Genomic DNA, 15698 nt, shown 5'->3' with positions numbered 1-15698 from the left:
GATCGTTACCTCTGGAAAAACTAGCTGCCGCGATAGGTGGAATAGCCGTAGGGCGAAAGCAGGAGCGGCACATGGTAATGCGCCGTCGCGTCGGCGATGCCGAAGCGGATCGGCACCACGTCGAGGAACAGCGGGCTCTCCGTCGCCTGCCCGCTGGCGCGCAGGTAGTCGCCTGCCATGAATTCCAGCTCGTATTCGCCGATGGAGAAATTCTGCTTGGGAAGGATCGGCGTGTCGGTGCGGCCGTCCTCGTTGGTATGCACGGCCGCGAGCAGCTCGCGTCCGGCCGGTTCCATCCGGTAGAGCACGATCTTCAGCCCCGCCGCGGGACAGCCGCGGGCGGTGTCGAGAACATGCGTCGTGAGGTATCCGTTCATTCTTGCCCCGTTTTTCGGCATATTCGCCCAATTAATGGGCGATGCCGGTCACTTCTTTCGCTTCCGCTTGTCGCGGGCGCCGCAGCATCTGGCCGCCCGTCTACAGTTCCCGACGGAATGGGCGCAAGCAAGAGGGTGCATCGCAGCACCCTGGCGAAAGAGGGACATTGACATGAGTGATGAATCCATAGGCACCGAGGCGCAATTGCGCGACCCGAATTACATGCCGCCGATTGCCAAGGCGATCCCTTTGGGGATCCAGCATGTTCTGTCGATGTTCGTCTCAAATGTGACCCCGGCGATCATCGTCGCGGGGGCCGCGGGCTTCGGCTTCGGCTCCGGCTCGCCGGACTTCCCGGAACTGCTCTACCTGATCCAGATGGCGATGCTCTTCGCGGGCGTGGCGACGCTGATCCAGACCGTCTCGATCGGCCCGGTCGGCGCCAAGCTGCCGATCGTGCAGGGCACCTCCTTCGCCTTCCTGCCGATCATGATCCCGCTGGTGGCGGGCAAGGGGGTCGACGGGCTCGCCGCGCTCTTCACCGGCGCCTTCATCGGCGGCCTCTTCCATTTCTGCCTGGGCTTCTTCATCGGCAGGATCCGCTTCGCGCTGCCGCCGCTGGTGACCGGGCTCGTCGTGCTGATGATCGGCCTGGCGCTGGTGCAGGTCGGCATCCAGTACGCCGCGGGCGGCGTGCCGCTGAAGGGCACCGAGGAATACGGCAGCCTCGCGCACTGGTCGGCGGCGGTGATCGTCATCCTGGTGACGCTCGGCGTGAAGTTCTTCACCAAGGGCATCCTGTCGATCTCGGCGGTGCTGATCGGCCTGGCGGTGGGCTATGTCTACACCATCCTGATCGGCACGCTGCCGGTCTCCTCGATCGCCGGCAGCTGGAGCAATGCCGCCGCCTTCTCGCTGCCCGATCCGTTCCGCTACGGCTTCGAGGTCTCCATTGCCGCGATCATCGGCTTCTGCCTGATGGCCGTGGTCTCGGCGATCGAGACCGTGGGCGATGTCTCGGGCATCACCAAGGGCGGCGCCGACCGCGAGGCGACCGAAGAGGAAATCACCGGCGCGACCTTCGCCGACGGGGCGGGGACGGCGCTGGCCGCCGCTTTCGGCTCCTTCCCGAACACCTCCTTCTCGCAGAATGTCGGCCTGATCGCGATGACCGGGGTGATGAGCCGCCACATCGTCACCATCGGCGCGATCTTCCTGATCATCTGCGGCCTGGTGCCGAAGGTCGGCGGGCTGATCCGCACCATCCCGATCGAGGTGCTGGGCGGCGGCGTGATCGTGATGTTCGGCATGGTCGTGGCCTCGGGCATCTCGATGCTCTCGGTGGTGAACTGGGACAAGCGCTCGATGGTGATCTTCGCGATCTCGCTGTCGCTGGGGCTCGGCCTGCAGCTCGAGCCCTCGGCGCTGCAGCACCTGCCGGATACCGCGCGGATCCTGCTGACCTCGGGGCTGCTGCCGGCCGCGGGCCTGGCGGTGGTGCTGAACCTGGTCCTGCCGGTCCCGCTGAGCGAGGAGAGCACCGAGGAGATCTCGGGCGGCATGGCCGGCTCGAAGACCTGAGGCCCTGTCCCGCCCCGGCGCCGCAGGCAGCCGGGGCCTCCCGCGGCCCGAAAAAAAAGGCAGGCACCGCGCGGTGTCTGCCTTTTTTCTATGCGTTTGCCCTGGGATTCAGCGCGGGCTGCGCTTCGCCAGGATGCGCTGCAGCGTGCGGCGGTGCATGTTCAGCCGCCGTGCCGTTTCCGAGACGTTGCGGTCGCAGAGCTCGTAGACGCGCTGGATATGCTCCCAGCGGACGCGGTCGGCGGACATCGGGTTCTCCGGCGGCGGCGGCAGCTCGTCCTGCGCGGCCAGGAGCGCCGAGGTGATGTCATTGGCATCGGCGGGCTTCGACAGGTAGTCGGTCGCGCCGATCTTCACCGCGGCGACCGCGGTGGCGATGGCGCCGTAGCCCGTCAGCACGACAACACGGCAATCCGGGCGCTTTTCGCGCAGGACCTCGACGACATCGAGCCCGTTGCCGTCTTCCAGCCGCAGGTCGACCACGGCGAAGGCCGGGGGACGCGCCGTGGCGATGGCCTTGCCCGCTGCCACCGATCCCGCGCATTCGGGTTCGAAGCCGCGCTTTTCCATCGCCCGTGACAGGCGTTTCAGGAACGGCTCGTCATCGTCCACCAGGAGCAGGCTTTTATCCTCCCCGATATCCTGCATCTCTGCTTCGGCCATGACATTCTCCGTATTTTAAGTTTTTTCAGGTCTAGGACACCCGTTCGCGGACGTCAATTTGCGTCACATCCTGTCGATGAAGCAAGCGGTCCGCTCTGCAACATCTTCGGCAAGCGAAGTGCCGGCGGCGAAATCGGGATGGCGGAAGAACTCCACCACGCCGTAGCCGGGCAGGACGAGATAGGTGAAGGTCGAGTGGTCGACCAGATAGTAGGGATTGTCGCCGGCATCCTCGTGCAGGCGGTAATAGGTCTTGTAGGCCCGGCTCGCCGCCTTGACCTGCTCGGGGCTGCCGGTCAGGCCGATCATCCGCTCGTGGAAATTCGCCGCGAATTCGCCGACTACCTCGGGCGTGTCGCGCGCCGGATCGACCGAGATGAAGACCGGCGTCACCTCGAGCCCCAGCTCCTCCTCCAGGATATAGGCGGCCTCGGCATTGCGCTGGTTGTCGAGCGGGCAGACATCGGGGCAGAAGGTGTAGCCGAAATAGACCAGCGAGGGCTTGTCGAGCACCTCCTTGTCGGTGACCGTCCGGCCCTGCGCGTCGACCAGCGTGAAGGCGCCGCCGACCGAGCCCATGCCGCCCGCGACCTGGGTCTCGCGGCACTGGGCGAAACGGTCGTCCGGCCCGCCGGAGAGCAGGACATAGCCCGCCGTCGCGCCGATCGCGGCGACGATCGCGGTCCCGGCCAGGAGGGCGGCAAGACGGGGGGACATGGCATAACTCCTTTGCACTCCGCCTGCATCCCATATAGAGAGACGCAATTGCGACCAAGAGGGAACTGGCCAGGGCGACCGTAGACATGCAAGATCCCGCGCTCGATCCGTTCAACCCTGCGGCCCGCATCCACTGGATCCGTCTGAGGACCCTCGTCGTCCTGCGCTGGATCACCGTCGTGGGCCAGCTCGCCGCCATCACCATCGTCGACCGCTACTTCCATGTCGAGCTGGAGCTCGGGCTCTGCTATCTCGCCGTCGGCGCCGCGATCATCGCCAACCTGCTGGCGATCCTGGTCTTCCCCGAGAACAAGCGCCTCAGCGAGAGCGAAGTGGTCACCATGCTGCTCTTCGACATCTCGCAGCTCTCCTTCCTGCTCTACCTGACCGGCGGCCTGCACAACCCCTTCGCGCTGCTGATCCTCGTCCCGGTGACGATCTCGGCCTCGGCGCTGACGCTGCGCTCGACCATCCTGCTGGGCGCGGTGGCCTGCTCGCTGCTGACGCTGGTGGCGGTCTTCCACCTGCCGCTGCGCACCGTGACCGGGCGGCTGGTCGACATGCCGGCGGATTTCATCCTGGGGTTCTGGCTGGCGCTGAATATCGGCCTGGTCTTCCTGGCCGCCTATGCGCGCCGCATCAGCCTGGAGATCCATTCGATGTCCGAGGCGCTGCTGGCGACGCAGATGGCGCTGGTGCGCGAGCAGAAGCTGACCGATCTGGGCGGCGTCGTCGCCGCGGCCGCGCACGAGTTGGGCACGCCGCTGGCGACGATCAAGCTGGTCAGCTCCGAGCTGGTCGGAGAGCTCGATGATCCCGACCTGAAGAGCGATGCCGAGCTGATCCGCGACCAGGCCGACCGCTGCCGCGACATCCTCCGCTCGATGGGCCGCGCGGGCAAGGACGACAAGCACCTGCAGACCGCGCCGCTCGACACGGTGATCCGCGAGTCGGCCGAGCCGCACATGGCGCGCGGCAAGCAGGTGCATTTCCACGTCGCTCCCGCCTCGGGCGGCGACAGCGAGCAGCCGGTGATCTACCGCAAGCCCGAGATTATCCACGGGCTGCGCAACCTCGCCCAGAATGCGGTGGATTTCGCCGAGGGCCATATCTGGGTCGATGCGCAATGGACCGAGGATTCGATCATCATCCGCATCGCCGATGACGGCGCGGGCTTCCAGCCGCAGGTGATCGGACGGCTCGGCGATCCCTTCCTGCGCCGCCGCAAATCCGCCGAGGAGAAGGCGCAGCGCCCCGAATACGAGGGCATGGGGCTGGGGCTCTTCATCGCCAAGACCCTGCTGGAACGTTCCGGCGGCACGGTGCGGTTCTCCAATGGCCGCGACCTCCATGCCGGGGTGAAGCCGGGGCAGGGGCAGCGCAGCGGCGCAATCATCGAAGTGACCTGGCCGATGGACCGGCTGACCCGCGGCGAGCGCGGCGCGCTCGGCGAGAACGAGCTGATCCGCGCCTAGATCGCGGCCTGGATCCGGGCCTGATTCCGCGCCGGGATGCCAGCTTGGCCGCGCGCGCTTCCCGGCCGCCTTAATGGTCTGTTAATCATTCGGCGTCACCGCTTACAGGGTGGATTTGAGCCGGAAGAGGATTCATGGAACTGGTCGTGACTGGCCTTGCAATTGTGGCGGCGGGCCTCGGGTCGGCCCTGGCGGGGCTGGCCTGCCTGCGCCTGGCGGCCCGCCCGGCCCCCGCGGGGCCCGGCCCGGCCGCGGGCGGCGAGGCGCTGGTCTACCTCTTCCGCGACCGCACCATGGTGGATGCGACGGCGCGGGCGCTCGGCCTGCTCTCGGCCGGGCCGCCCGGCGCCGATGACTGGAGCCGCTTCCTCGCCACCTTCGCCTTCCGTTTCGCCCAGCTCGAGCAGCGGCTTTCCGACCTGCGCGACGGCGACGGGCTGGAGCTGGCCGAGACCGCCAGCGGCCCGGCCGCGCTGACGCTGCTGGCGGAGCGCCATGGCGGCGTGCTGCGCATCGCGCTGGACGAGGCAGGGGGCGGCGCGGCCGCGGCAGGCTGCGAGCGCCAGGCGCTGCAGGCGCTGGAGCTGGAGCTCGACCTGTTGCGCACGGTGGCCGAGGACAGCCCGGTCCCGACCTGGCGGCAGCAGCCCGACGGCACCGTCGTCTGGGCCAACCGCGCCTACCTGTCCGAGACCCAGCTGGAATTCGGCGATGCCGCGCTGGCCTCCTGGCCGCCAAGGCAGCTCTTTCCCGGCCTCGGCTTCGAGACCTGGGAGGAGGCCGCGCCGCCGCGGCGCATCTCGCGCAAGGGGCGCGACCGCGACCGGCCGCACTGGTACCAGCTGCACAGCCGTCCGGGCGACGCGGCCAAGCTGTGCTTCGCGCTGCCGATCGACGAACTGGTCCAGGCGGAGGCCTCGCTGCGGGATTTCATCGGCACGCTCGGCAAGACCTTCGCGCAGCTGCCGATCGGCCTGGCGATCTTCGACGCCAAGCGGCGGCTGGTGCTGTTCAACCCGGCGCTGATCGACCTGACCGCGCTCGGCGCCGAGATGCTGAGCCAGCGCCCGACGCTGCATGCCTTCCTCGACGCGCTGCGCGAGAACCAGCGCATCCCCGAGCCGCGCGACTACAAGAGCTGGCGGCTGCGGATCGCCCGGCTGGAGGCGGCGGCGGAGGATGGCCGCTACAAGGAGACCTGGACGCTGCCCACCGGCCAGACCTACCGCGTCACCGGCCAGCCCCATCCCGACGGCGCCGTGGCCTTCCTGTTCGAGGACATCTCGTCCGAGGTCTCGCTGAAGCGGCGCTTCCGCTCCGAGATCGACCTGGGCCTGTCGGTGCTCAACGCCTTCGAGCAGGCGGTCGCGGTCTTCGATCCCGACGGCGTGCTGGTGCTGTCGAATTCCGCCTATGGCGAGCTCTGGGGGATCGCGCCGGAGATCGCGCTGTCGCGCATCACCCTAGGCGACGCCTTCCGCCACTGGGGCCTGCCGGAGCAGCACGACCCGCTGCTCGAGGAGGTGCGCAGCTTCGTCCTGGCCGAGGGCCAGCGCTGCGGCTTCTGCTTCGTGCTCGATGCGCCGGATGGCGGGCAGGTCCATGCCAGCCTGCGCTCGCTGCCGCAGCGCGCGACTCTGGTGGAATTCGGCCGGTTCAGCCCGGCCGAGAGCATGGCGCCGGGGCTGGCGCCCGTGGCGGCGGTGCCGCTGCGCGCCCAGGGCTGAGCGGTCAGTTCCGCAGCACCGTGCAGACCGAGCCGTATTGCCGGATCTGGTTGCACAGCTGCACCGCCTCGCCGCGCGAGCCCGCGCCGAGCTGGGCGGTGTACTGGGCGCCGCGCATCGAGGCGAGCTTCACCCGCGCGATCACCGGATCATGGCGCTGCAGCACCGGGTTCATCCGCGCGGCGGTGCGGTAGCGCGCGGCGGCGACGCTGCGGCTGGTATGGGCGGCGACGATCACCGCCCAGGGCGCCAGCGGCGGATCGGTGCGGAATTGCGGGAATTTCCGGGTCGAGGCCAGCTCGATGCAGCTCTCCGAGAAGGGCCTGCCATCGGCCAGCGCCAGATCGACCGCGTCCGGCGGCGCATCGCGCCAGGCCATCGCGCTGTGCCCGGTGATCCCGGCGACATAGGCGCGGGTCTCGCCGGGCAGCCCGCCCGAGCCGGCCATGAATCGCGCCACCCGCTCCTCGCCGCCGTTATAGGCCGCCGCCGCCAGGCCGAGATTGCCGTAGGCGTCGCGCAGATCCGCCAGATAGGCCGCCGAGGCGGCCAGCGCCGCGGCCGGGTTGAACGGATCGGCGAGCCCGCGCAGCCGCGCGGTGCCGGGCATGAACTGGGCGATGCCAAGCGCGCCAGCCGGGCTGATCGCATAGGGGTCGAACAGGCTCTCGCGCCAGATCAGCCGTGCGAAGAAGCCCGGCGGCAGGTCATGCGCCTTGGCCAGGGTCTCGATCGCGCTGCAGGTATCCTCGACCCGCCGGGCCAGGCGGATGCAGATCAGCCCCTGGCCGTCGCAATCGGGGTGGGGCTCCGACAGCCGCTGCCCGTCCGAGGCATAGGCCCGGCCCGGCCGCGGCACGGGGCGGTCGCTGGCCAGGGGCGCCCGCGGCGGCTCCGAGCCGGGGCGCGCCTCGGGGCGGAGCGGCAATGGCGGCAACGCGGGCATCAGGGGTTCTGGCAGGACCGCTCCGGGAGGCTCCGGCGGAAGCGGACGCGCTGGCGGCACGGGCGGCGGTCCGGCCCCGGGACGCAGCGCCGGCCGCGGCAGGGCGGCCAGATCCGGCGCCGCCAGGGCGGCCGCCGCCAGCGGCGGCACGGTTTGCGCAGGCGCGGCCGTGGCAGCGGCCAGCACCAGGATTGCGGCAATGGCACCCTTCACCGGAAACCTCCTCGCAATGACTTTCGAAGTATGGCTAATTCGTCGCCCATTCCGGGCTGCGACGCAATGGCCGCGTTGCCCAAGCCATGGGCTCCGCCCGGCAATGCACCGCGCGCAACCCGGGATTCCGGGCTCTGCCCTTTTCCCGGAAGGACATTTGACCTATCTTGAATATCAACCGAAGAGGAACCCACATGCCGCATCTCGTCCGCGTCTATATCCGCCAGGTCATCATCGGCTTCTGCCTGTCCGCCGTGTTCGTGACCGGGCTTCTCGCCCTCAACGTGGCCAATCTCTGGCATCTGGTGACCAGCGACAGCGCAGGCTGGATCGCCGTTCTGATGCTCTGGGTGTTCAACGGCATCGTCTTCGCCGGCGTGCAGTTCGCCCTGGCACTGCCCTCCGGGCGCGACGATGACAGCGGCCGCGGCCGCCGCCGGATGATCCCGGTCATGCTCGCCGAGCCGGTGCGGGTGCCGGTGCCGGTGCGCAGCGAGTCGCCCCGCCGCGGCTGATCCCGCGGCCAGAGCGCCGCGGCAGATAGGTCGAGTTCTACGGAAAGATTTCTCCCGCCACCCGGGCGGGGGCCAGAAGGCCCGAAGGCGGCGGGGACCGCGCGCAACCGTGGAGGCATGCATTCCCGAGGACCTGTATATACAGGTGGGCGCCAGATAACCGGACCAGGGCCCGGCCAGAGCCAGCTCCCTCGGAGTTGCTTAAGGCCACCGGAATTTTGCCACAGACACGAGTCGGGCAGATCCGCCAGCGCAGTACCTAGGGCCGGGCGGTCTGCGGCGCAAGGGGAAAGCGGCGAAATCCTTGCGGATCCCGTCGGCCGGGCTTGCTGGATGTTCCGCAATTGTTCATAATTCTTCCATGTCCCTGACCTATCCCGATCCGCAGCTTCCGGCCGATCCGGCGGCGCTCACCCCGGGCCAGCGCCTGGCGCGCGGCACCTGCCGCCATCTGCGCGGGCTCGATTTCGCCACGCTCGAGGAATTCGTGCCCGATCGCGGGCTCAGGGTCGATGTCATCGCGCTGGGGCCGAAGGGCGAGATCTGGGTGGTCGAATGCAAGTCCGGCCGGGCGGATTTCGCCGCGGACCGCAAATGGCAGGGCTATCTGGACTGGTGCGACCGCTTCTTCTGGGCGGTGGATGCGGCCTTCCCGCAGGAGCTGCTGCCGCCCGGGACCGGGCTGATCCTCGCGGATGCCTGGGATGCCGAGATCCTGCGGACCGGCCCCGAATCGAAACTCGCCCCGGCGCGCCGCACCCGGCTCATCCGCAGCTTCGCCCGCCAGGCCGCCCAGCGGCTGCAGGGACTGCGCGATCCCGGCGCGTCGGGCGGGCTGCCGGGCTGAGTCGCGGGCCCAGTCCCGCGCCCTGTCCCGCGCCGGGCCCGACCCGGCGCCGCCCGGTCTCAGCTCTTGACCAGCCGGGCCCGTTCCACTGCGGCCAGGATTTCCTCTGCGATCTCCTCGGCCTCCTCGGGCTCGAAATCCATCGCGATCTCGCTGCCGCCCGCGGCCACGAAGATCCGCACCATCCCCAGCGAGGTCGGGCCGATCTGCAGATCCGCGGAGGTGTCGCTTTCGTCGTTGATCCCCATGATGAGACTCCTTTCACTTGATGCGCCTAGCCAAAGCCGCGCAGGCTGGCAAGCGGAGGAGACCATGGACGACACCTGGACGCTGCGCGACCCCGCTCCGGGGGATCTGGGATGGATCATTGCCGAGCACGGGCGCCACTATGTCGGCGAAGAGGGATTCGACCCCGATTACGAGCGCTCGGTCGCCGAGGCGCTGGTGAATTTCCTCGGCCAGCGCGATCCCGGCCGCGACCGGATCTGGATCGCCGCGAAGGGCGGGGCGCCGATGGGGTCGATTCTCTGCGCCGGCGAGGGCGACGAGGCCTGGGCGCGCTTCTTCTACGTCCATCCCGGGGCCCGCGGCCATGGCGTCGGCCGGATGCTCCTGCGCGCGCTGATCGACCATGCCCGCGCCCAGGGATTCGTCCAGGTGATCCTCTCCACCCATGCCGAGCAGGAGGCCGCCTGCCGTCTCTACGGCCGCACCGGTTTCACCCTTGTCGACAGCGCCCGCTCGCATGCCTGGGGCCGTCCGCTGACCGAGCAGACCTGGAGCCTGCCGCTCGACTGACCATCTGGCGCCCTGGCCGAAAAATCTTTCCCGAACCCGCTTGCAATCCCCGGCAGCGCTATGTAGAGGGAGGCTCCGGGCCGCCTTAGCTCAGTTGGTTAGAGCGCTGGATTGTGGATCCAGAGGTCCCCTGTTCAAGCCAGGGAGGCGGTACCATTTTTCCCGGAACGGCAGGCTGCGGCACGACCGCCGGCCCGCCGTTCCGGAAAGAAAATCCCCTAGTATTCCCCGTTATCTGCGCCTAGCCCCTCGGGCATGGACTGGCATATTCACTATATCAATGCCCGCGGACAGCTCGACCCGGCCGAGGCGCCGCTCCGCGAGGGCATTGCTGCGGCAAGCGATCTTCTGGCGGATGGCGTGCCCGATCTGGCGGTCGACATCGTCGTGCAGGTTTCCGCCTTTCCGGCGCCGCAGCCGCTTGCCGTCTCCGGCGCGGCGCTGTCGCGCGGGCGGATCGACCTGATGGCCGATATGGCGCAGTTCCGCGACCCGGCGACGGATGCCGCGCGCTACCGCGGCCAGAGCCTCCGCACCATGCTGCACGAATACCACCACGCGCTGCGCTGGGAGGGGCCGGGCTATGGCCGGACGCTGGGCGAGGCGCTGGTCTCCGAAGGGCTGGCGCAGGTCTTCGTCCACGAGCGGGCAGACACGCCGCCCGAGCCCTGGGAAACCGCGCTCGACGAGGCGTCCCAGGCGGCGCTGGCCGCGCGGGCCGAGGCAAGTTTCGGGGAGGCGGGCTATTCCCATCCCGGCTGGTTCTTCGGCATGGGCAGCCTGCCGCAATGGGCGGGCTATGCGCTGGGGGCGGCACTGGTGCGCCGCTACCTGGCAGAGACCCCCGGCACGACCGCGCTGGGGCTGGCGCATGCGCCCGCGGCGCTCTTCCGTCCGGGCCTGGCCGCGATGGCGGGCTGAGCTGCGCGGGACCCGGGACGCCCGCCCGCCTTGGGGATCAGGGCAGCTCGACCGGGATCTCCTCGCTGAGCGCGCCGTCCTCGCCGAAGACCAGGATGCGGCTGTCGCCGGTGACGACGGCGTACCAGCCGGGCCCGGCCGTGACGGCGACGGGCACCGCGCCCTCGGGCAGGGCCAGCTCGGCGGGCAGCGCGATCCGCGGCCGGTCGTTCAGGACCCGCATGACAAGCAGCCCGGTGATCGTTAGAAGGCCCAGAATCATCACCGCTGTCAGCACCGTCACCAGCCGCCTGAGGAATCTCAGCGAGGGCGGTTCCTGAAAGTCTTCCGGAGTCTTCTCCATGTCGTCCACGTCCCGTCTCCTCGAGATTGCGATCCAGGCCGATCCGCCCGCGCGCCTTGATAAGGCGCTGGCGCGCGATGTGCCAGCCGGGGAGAATCTCAGCCGCTCGCGGCTCGCCAAGCTCATCGCCGAGGGCGCAGTCCGCCGCGGCGGCGCGGTCCTGTCCGATCCCAAGGCCAAGGTGGCCGAGGGCGACGTGATCGAGATCGCCATCGGCCCGGCGGAGGAAATCGATGCGCGCCCCGAGGCGATCCCGCTGGAGATCGTCTACGAGGACGCCGAGCTGATCGTCGTCAACAAGCCGGTCGGGATGGTCGTCCATCCCGCGCCGGGCACGCCCTCGGGCACGCTGGTCAACGCGCTGATGCATCACTGCGCCGACACGCTGTCGGGGATCGGCGGCGCGCTGCGCCCGGGCATCGTCCACCGCATCGACAAGGACACCTCGGGCCTGCTCGTCGTGGCGAAATCCGACCGCGCCCATCACGGTCTGGCCGAGCAGTTCGCCGCCCATAGCGTCGAGCGGGAATACCGCGCGGTGGTCCATGGCGTGCCGGATGCGGGCGATCCGCGCCTGCGCGGGCTGCGCGGCATCTCGATGGAGCCGGGCGGGGTGATCCGCATCGCCACCGAGCTGGGCCGCCACCGCACCGACCGGCAGCGCCAGGCGGTGATGTGGGCGAATGGCCGCCGCGCCGTGACGCGCGCCCGGGTCGAGGAGCCGTTCGGCGCCGCCGCCCTGGTGACCTGCTGGCTGGAGACCGGGCGGACCCACCAGATCCGCGTCCACATGAGCTATGCCGGCCATGCGCTCCTGGGTGACGACACCTATGGCGGGCGGCGCAAGCTGCCGAAGACCATGGAGCCCGGGGCGCGCGCCTTCGCCGAGGGCTTTCCGCGCCAGGCGCTGCATGCCGCGACGCTGGGGTTCGAGCATCCCGCCACCGGCGAGCACATGAGCTTTGACGCGCCGCTGCCTGCCGACATGGAGGCGCTGCTGGACGCGCTGCGCAGCGCGCCCGCGGCCGGATAGCGGGAACAGCCGCCGCCCCGCAGGGGTTACAGATGCTCATATGCCGGTGAGGGGACTGACACAGTCTCGCAAAACTGCACAGCCTGTGCGCTACTTGTGCGAGCCAAAAGCTGGACGCGCAGACTTGTAAACTGACCGGTTCAGTTCTAGCTTATGTAAAAGCGTGTTACATCTGGCCCCGGAGGTCACCCTATGAGCAACTACGGCAATCTTCCCGCCCCGAGCCCGGAACAGGGTCTCAACCGCTACCTGCAGGAAATCCGCCGGTTCCCCATGCTGGAACCGGAGGAGGAATACATGCTGGCCAAGCGCTGGGTCGAGGACCAGGACACCGAGGCGGCCCACAAGATGGTCACCTCGCACCTGCGCCTCGCCGCCAAGATCGCCATGGGCTACCGCGGCTACGGACTGCCGCAGGCCGAGGTGATCTCGGAGGCCAATGTCGGCCTCATGCAGGCGGTGAAGCGCTTCGATCCCGAGAAGGGCTTCCGCCTGGCCACATACGCCATGTGGTGGATCCGGGCCTCGATTCAAGAGTACATCCTGCGCTCCTGGAGCCTCGTGAAGCTCGGCACCACCTCGGCGCAGAAGAAGCTGTTCTTCAACCTGCGCAAGGCCAAGGCGCGGATCGGCGCGCTCGAGGACGGCGATCTGCGTCCCGAGCACGTGCAGAAGATCGCCCAGGACCTGAACGTCTCCGAGGCCGAGGTCATCTCGATGAACCGCCGCCTCAGCTCGGGCGATGCCTCGCTGAACGCGACGGTCGGGGCCGAGGATGACAGCGCCACGCAGTGGCAGGACTGGCTCGAGGACGAGGACGCCAACCAGGCGCAGAGCTACGAGGAGGCCGACGAACTGGCCGCCCGCCGCGAGCTCATGGCCGAGGCGATGAGCGTGCTCAACGAGCGCGAGAAGGACATCCTCGCCGAGCGCCGCCTGCAGGAGAGCCCGATGACGCTGGAGGATCTCTCCACGCGCTACAACGTCAGCCGCGAGCGCATCCGCCAGATCGAGGTCCGCGCCTTCGAGAAGCTGCAGAAGCGCATGCGCGAACTGGGCCGCGAGAAGGGCATGCTGGCCACGGCCTGATCCCCGCTTTCCGATCCTGCCCGGGCGGTCCCGAAAGGGCCTGCCCGGCGGGCACCGGAAGGTTGTATCTGATTTAATTTATTTGATACCGGCCGAATCCGGCTAGTCTGTCCCCATCCGGGTTTTCCGGGGAAAGGGGCATGACATGAAATCATTTTACCGGGTCCTTGCCGCGGGCTGCCTTCTGGCGGCGGGCGCGGCGCAGGCGCAGGACCGGCCGAATATCCTGGTCATCTGGGGCGACGACATCGGCTGGCAGAACGTCTCGGCCTACGGCCTGGGCACGATGGGCTACACCACGCCCAATATCGACCGCATCGCGGCCGAGGGCGTCCGCTTCACCGACCATTACGCGCAGCCCTCCTGCACCGCGGGCCGCGCGGCCTTCCTGACTGGCCAGTACCCGATCCGCTCGGGCATGACGACGGTGGGCCAGCCGGGGTCGGCGCTCGGATTGCAGGCGGCCTCGCCGTCGCTCGCCGAAGAGCTGAAGCAGGTCGGCTACCGCACCGGCCAGTTCGGCAAGAACCATCTCGGCGACCGCAACGAGCACCTGCCGACCGTCCACGGCTTCGACGAGTTCTTCGGCAATCTCTACCATCTCAACACCCAGGAAGAGGCCGAGCAGCGCGACTACCAGAATTTCGGCAAGGAATTCTCGGGCTCACTCGAGGAATACGAAGAGCAGTTCGGCACCCGCGGCGTTCTGCACACCTTCGCCACCGAAGAGGACGACCCGACCGAGATGCCGCGCTTCGGCAAGGTCGGCAAGCAGACCATCGAGGATACCGGCCCGCTGACCCAGGAGCGGATGAAGAATTTCGACTATGCCGAGATGATTCCCCTGGCGATCGACTTCATGGCCGCGGCCAAGGAGGCGGGCGAACCGTTCTTCGTCTGGCTGAACACCTCGCGGATGCATCTCTATACACGGCTCGACGAGGACTGGCGCTATGCCGCCGAGATGTACACGTCGGAGGCCGATCTCTACGGTTCGGGCATGCTGCAGCATGACCACGACATCGGCTATGTCCTTGACTGGCTGGATGAGCAGGGGCTCAGCGACAACACCATCGTCTGGTACTCCACCGATAACGGACCGGAGCACAATTCCTGGCCGCATGGCGGGACCTCGCCCTTCCGCGGCGAGAAGATGACCACCTACGAGGGCGGCGTGCGCGTGCCTTCGATGGTGCGCTGGCCGGGCCATATCCCGGAGGGCACGATCCTCAACGGCATCCAGCAGCATCAGGACATGTTCACGACGCTCGCCGCGGCGGCCGGCATCGAGGACGTGAATGCCGAGGTGATGGAGGAGAAGAGCCAGTATATCGACGGGGTCGACAACCTCGCCTACTGGACCGGCGAAGCCGACCACTCGTCGCGCAACAGCATGTTCTACTATTACGAGAGCCGGCTGATGGCGGTGCGGATGGGGCCGTGGAAGCTCCACTTCGCCACCAAGGAGGATTACTACGACACGATCGAGGGCCGGACGGCGCCGATGGTGTTCAACATCCGCATGGACCCGTTCGAGAGCTATGACAGCACGGATGCCTATGGCCACCTGATGCAGAAGGTGTCCTGGCTGATGCAGCCGATGAACGTGCTGATGCAGGAACACCTGAAGACGCTGGCCGAATATCCCCCGGTGCAGGGCGGCGCGTCCTTCGACATGTCGAACATCGTCGAGGATTTCATGTCCAAGGGCATGCAGTAGCGGCCCGGACAAGCGAAAGGCCGCATCCCCGCCGGGATGCGGCCCTGCCCGATGCTACCGGGGACGGGCTCAGCGGAAGCTGCGGCTTTCCTTGATCTGGTCCCAGGCCCAGACGACTTCCTGCAGGCGCTCCTCGTCGGAGCGGTCGCCGCCGTTCATGTCCGGGTGCAGGACCTTGATCAGCGACTTGTACTGCTTGCGGATCTCCACCTTGGTCCAGGTGTCCTTGGCCTCGAGGATCTCCAGCGCGCGGCGCTCGGTCGGCGGCAGGCGGCGGGTGCCCGAGGAGGGATCGCCCTTGCCGGGGTTGCGCGTCGCGTTCTCGCCCAGCACCTGATGGGCGTCGTCGATCCCGAGCCGTGCCCAGGCGCGCTCTTCCACCGACTTGCGGAATGGCTTGGTCTCGCGGCCCCAGACCTTGTCCTTGTCGATCTGCTCGTTCATTTCCTCTTCGGTCGTGCCGTTGAAGAAATTCCACTTCAGATTGTACTCGCGCACATGGTCCTTGCAGAACCAGTAATAGTCGTCGAGCTGGTCGGGACTCTTCGGCGCGCGGTACTTTCCGGCCTCCTGGCAGCCGGGATGTTCGCAGACGCGCTGCGAGGTGTCGAAGGCGCCGGACATGCCGCGGCGGCCGCGGCCGCGCTTCTTCTTGGCGGAAGACACGGACATGTCGAACCCGAAGGGATCTTCCTTGGCCATCAGAGTCACCTTTTCTTTAGGACCACAGCA

Annotated in this window: 17 protein-coding genes and 1 tRNA gene; 11 read left to right on the top strand and 7 right to left on the bottom strand. The window is 68.3% G+C overall.

Translation table 11 applies throughout. From position 1 onward, the window contains the following. Nucleotides 1-20: 20 nt before the first annotated feature. The gene (gene uraH, locus FGX59_RS12480) at nt 21-377 is read right to left on the bottom strand and encodes a hydroxyisourate hydrolase (protein WP_138466857.1); all 357 of its coding nucleotides are present in this window, start codon (nt 375-377) and stop codon (nt 21-23) included. A 172-nt stretch (nt 378-549) separates the two neighbouring features. Here uraH and FGX59_RS12475 point away from each other — a divergent pair, with 172 nt between their 5' ends. Then, nucleotides 550-1959, top strand: a complete 1410-nt coding sequence (locus tag FGX59_RS12475) for a uracil-xanthine permease family protein (RefSeq protein WP_138466856.1) — start codon at nt 550-552, stop codon at nt 1957-1959. Between the two features lie 108 nt (nt 1960-2067). Here the strand turns inward: FGX59_RS12475 and FGX59_RS12470 are convergent, their stop codons facing one another. Together FGX59_RS12470 and FGX59_RS12465 are read right to left on the bottom strand one after the other, a co-directional pair. After that, nucleotides 2068-2622: an ActR/PrrA/RegA family redox response regulator transcription factor gene (locus FGX59_RS12470; protein ID WP_138466855.1), complete on the bottom strand. Its 555-nt coding sequence runs from the start codon at nt 2620-2622 to the stop codon at nt 2068-2070. 63 nt (nt 2623-2685) lie between these two features. Next, nucleotides 2686-3339 (bottom strand): SCO family protein, encoded by a 654-nt coding sequence (locus FGX59_RS12465; RefSeq protein WP_138466854.1) that lies wholly within the window; start codon nt 3337-3339, stop codon nt 2686-2688. A gap of 86 nt (nt 3340-3425) precedes the next feature. On the opposite strand from FGX59_RS12465, the gene regB reads away from it, so the two are divergent. Further along, nucleotides 3426-4814 (top strand): sensor histidine kinase RegB, encoded by a 1389-nt coding sequence (gene regB, locus FGX59_RS12460; RefSeq protein WP_138466853.1) that lies wholly within the window; start codon nt 3426-3428, stop codon nt 4812-4814. A gap of 134 nt (nt 4815-4948) precedes the next feature. Continuing rightward, the gene (locus tag FGX59_RS12450; RefSeq protein WP_171060627.1) at nt 4949-6541 is read left to right on the top strand and encodes a PAS-domain containing protein; all 1593 of its coding nucleotides are present in this window, start codon (nt 4949-4951) and stop codon (nt 6539-6541) included. Nucleotides 6542-6545: 4 nt separating this feature from the next. On the opposite strand, the gene FGX59_RS12445 is transcribed toward FGX59_RS12450, so the two are convergent. Continuing rightward, nucleotides 6546-7487 carry a lytic transglycosylase domain-containing protein gene (locus FGX59_RS12445; protein WP_206078349.1) on the bottom strand — a complete coding sequence of 314 codons (942 nt, stop codon included), beginning with the start codon at nt 7485-7487 and terminating at the stop codon, nt 6546-6548. 407 nt (nt 7488-7894) lie between these two features. Here FGX59_RS12445 and FGX59_RS12440 point away from each other — a divergent pair, with 407 nt between their 5' ends. Together FGX59_RS12440 and FGX59_RS12435 are read left to right on the top strand one after the other, a co-directional pair. Beyond that, nucleotides 7895-8215 (top strand): hypothetical protein, encoded by a 321-nt coding sequence (locus tag FGX59_RS12440; protein ID WP_138466849.1) that lies wholly within the window; start codon nt 7895-7897, stop codon nt 8213-8215. 361 nt (nt 8216-8576) lie between these two features. Then, nucleotides 8577-9062 (top strand): MmcB family DNA repair protein, encoded by a 486-nt coding sequence (locus FGX59_RS12435; protein ID WP_138466848.1) that lies wholly within the window; start codon nt 8577-8579, stop codon nt 9060-9062. Between the two features lie 59 nt (nt 9063-9121). Here FGX59_RS12435 and FGX59_RS12430 read toward each other — a convergent pair whose 3' ends face one another. Beyond that, nucleotides 9122-9310, bottom strand: a complete 189-nt coding sequence (locus tag FGX59_RS12430) for a DUF6324 family protein (protein WP_138466847.1) — start codon at nt 9308-9310, stop codon at nt 9122-9124. A gap of 64 nt (nt 9311-9374) precedes the next feature. On the opposite strand from FGX59_RS12430, the gene FGX59_RS12425 reads away from it, so the two are divergent. From FGX59_RS12425 to FGX59_RS12415, 3 genes are all read left to right on the top strand, one after another. After that, nucleotides 9375-9860, top strand: coding sequence for a GNAT family N-acetyltransferase (locus FGX59_RS12425; RefSeq protein WP_171060626.1), 486 nt, complete (start codon nt 9375-9377; stop codon nt 9858-9860). A 79-nt stretch (nt 9861-9939) separates the two neighbouring features. Then, a tRNA-His gene (locus FGX59_RS12420) sits at nt 9940-10016 on the top strand. Between the two features lie 99 nt (nt 10017-10115). After that, on the top strand, nt 10116-10781 hold the full coding sequence (locus FGX59_RS12415) for a DUF2268 domain-containing putative Zn-dependent protease (protein ID WP_138466845.1): 666 nt from the start codon (nt 10116-10118) through the stop codon (nt 10779-10781). A gap of 37 nt (nt 10782-10818) precedes the next feature. Here the strand turns inward: FGX59_RS12415 and FGX59_RS12410 are convergent, their stop codons facing one another. Then, nucleotides 10819-11124, bottom strand: a complete 306-nt coding sequence (locus tag FGX59_RS12410; RefSeq protein WP_138466915.1) for a DUF6476 family protein — start codon at nt 11122-11124, stop codon at nt 10819-10821. Here FGX59_RS12410 and FGX59_RS12405 point away from each other — a divergent pair. The 3 genes from FGX59_RS12405 (at nt 11123) to FGX59_RS12395 (ending at nt 14966) form a co-directional block, all read left to right on the top strand. After that, on the top strand, nt 11123-12157 hold the full coding sequence (locus FGX59_RS12405) for an RluA family pseudouridine synthase (RefSeq protein WP_138466844.1): 1035 nt from the start codon (nt 11123-11125) through the stop codon (nt 12155-12157). The two genes, FGX59_RS12410 and FGX59_RS12405, sit on opposite strands and share 2 nt — an antisense overlap. A 192-nt stretch (nt 12158-12349) precedes the next feature. Next, nucleotides 12350-13246 carry an RNA polymerase sigma factor RpoH gene (gene rpoH, locus FGX59_RS12400; protein WP_138466843.1) on the top strand — a complete coding sequence of 299 codons (897 nt, stop codon included), beginning with the start codon at nt 12350-12352 and terminating at the stop codon, nt 13244-13246. A gap of 145 nt (nt 13247-13391) precedes the next feature. Continuing rightward, on the top strand, nt 13392-14966 hold the full coding sequence (locus tag FGX59_RS12395) for an arylsulfatase (protein ID WP_138466842.1): 1575 nt from the start codon (nt 13392-13394) through the stop codon (nt 14964-14966). Between the two features lie 69 nt (nt 14967-15035). Here FGX59_RS12395 and FGX59_RS12390 read toward each other — a convergent pair whose 3' ends face one another. Further along, on the bottom strand, nt 15036-15668 hold the full coding sequence (locus tag FGX59_RS12390; protein WP_138466841.1) for a DnaJ domain-containing protein: 633 nt from the start codon (nt 15666-15668) through the stop codon (nt 15036-15038). Nucleotides 15669-15698 lie beyond the last annotated feature (30 nt).

Origin of the sequence: Poseidonocella sp. HB161398 (genome assembly GCF_005870025.1) — a bacterium.
Lineage (GTDB): Bacteria > Pseudomonadota > Alphaproteobacteria > Rhodobacterales > Rhodobacteraceae > Mangrovicoccus.
This window is presented reverse-complemented; position numbering and strand designations above follow the sequence as displayed.

What these genes read in the sequence shown, in the direction of transcription:
- FGX59_RS12435 (WP_138466848.1), top strand. Translation starts at nt 8,577, where the DNA reads ATGTCCCTGACCTATCCCGATCCGCAGCTTCCGGCCGATCCGGCGGCG.
- FGX59_RS12430 (WP_138466847.1), bottom strand. Translation starts at nt 9,310, where the DNA reads ATGGGGATCAACGACGAAAGCGACACCTCCGCGGATCTGCAGATCGGC.
- FGX59_RS12405 (WP_138466844.1), top strand. Translation starts at nt 11,123, where the DNA reads ATGTCGTCCACGTCCCGTCTCCTCGAGATTGCGATCCAGGCCGATCCG.
- rpoH (WP_138466843.1), top strand. Translation starts at nt 12,350, where the DNA reads ATGAGCAACTACGGCAATCTTCCCGCCCCGAGCCCGGAACAGGGTCTC.
- FGX59_RS12445 (WP_206078349.1), bottom strand. Translation starts at nt 7,487, where the DNA reads ATGCCCGCGTTGCCGCCATTGCCGCTCCGCCCCGAGGCGCGCCCCGGC.
- FGX59_RS12425 (WP_171060626.1), top strand. Translation starts at nt 9,375, where the DNA reads ATGGACGACACCTGGACGCTGCGCGACCCCGCTCCGGGGGATCTGGGA.
- FGX59_RS12415 (WP_138466845.1), top strand. Translation starts at nt 10,116, where the DNA reads ATGGACTGGCATATTCACTATATCAATGCCCGCGGACAGCTCGACCCG.
- FGX59_RS12450 (WP_171060627.1), top strand. Translation starts at nt 4,949, where the DNA reads ATGGAACTGGTCGTGACTGGCCTTGCAATTGTGGCGGCGGGCCTCGGG.
- FGX59_RS12475 (WP_138466856.1), top strand. Translation starts at nt 550, where the DNA reads ATGAGTGATGAATCCATAGGCACCGAGGCGCAATTGCGCGACCCGAAT.
- FGX59_RS12470 (WP_138466855.1), bottom strand. Translation starts at nt 2,622, where the DNA reads ATGGCCGAAGCAGAGATGCAGGATATCGGGGAGGATAAAAGCCTGCTC.
- FGX59_RS12390 (WP_138466841.1), bottom strand. Translation starts at nt 15,668, where the DNA reads ATGGCCAAGGAAGATCCCTTCGGGTTCGACATGTCCGTGTCTTCCGCC.
- regB (WP_138466853.1), top strand. Translation starts at nt 3,426, where the DNA reads ATGCAAGATCCCGCGCTCGATCCGTTCAACCCTGCGGCCCGCATCCAC.
- FGX59_RS12440 (WP_138466849.1), top strand. Translation starts at nt 7,895, where the DNA reads ATGCCGCATCTCGTCCGCGTCTATATCCGCCAGGTCATCATCGGCTTC.
- FGX59_RS12465 (WP_138466854.1), bottom strand. Translation starts at nt 3,339, where the DNA reads ATGTCCCCCCGTCTTGCCGCCCTCCTGGCCGGGACCGCGATCGTCGCC.
- FGX59_RS12410 (WP_138466915.1), bottom strand. Translation starts at nt 11,124, where the DNA reads ATGGAGAAGACTCCGGAAGACTTTCAGGAACCGCCCTCGCTGAGATTC.
- uraH (WP_138466857.1), bottom strand. Translation starts at nt 377, where the DNA reads ATGAACGGATACCTCACGACGCATGTTCTCGACACCGCCCGCGGCTGT.
- FGX59_RS12395 (WP_138466842.1), top strand. Translation starts at nt 13,392, where the DNA reads ATGAAATCATTTTACCGGGTCCTTGCCGCGGGCTGCCTTCTGGCGGCG.